This window comes from Roseivirga echinicomitans, assembly GCF_001592935.1.
GTDB classification, from domain to species: Bacteria; Bacteroidota; Bacteroidia; order Cytophagales; family Cyclobacteriaceae; genus Roseivirga; species Roseivirga echinicomitans.
Window position 1 is genome coordinate 1 of the sequence record NZ_LRDB01000048.1, and the last position, 283, is coordinate 283.

Consider the following 283-nt stretch of genomic DNA (forward strand, 5'->3'; position numbering starts at 1 on the left):
CATGATTAAGAATAAAGTATTATCAATAGTCTATAATGAATTGACGAACGATAATAGAGTTTTAAATCAAGCACTTTCTCTTCAACAAAATGGCTATGACGTTACTATTTTAGCCGTATTGAAAGACTCTAAGTTACCGCAGATTGAGACTCTTGATGATGTCAAAGTAGTTAGAGTGCCTATTGTATATGGAAACGGGTTGATATATAAGATTCGTTTTATTCGTTTCTTTTATCATAGGTTTTCTTTATTTTTTATTTACCTAAAAATTGCATTGAGCAAT

1 pseudogene is annotated in these 283 nt (G+C 29.7%); it reads left to right on the plus strand.

Features of this window, described 5'->3' with window-relative positions:
* Positions 1-283, plus strand: a pseudogene (locus tag AWN68_RS19140) (hypothetical protein); the annotation flags it as partial.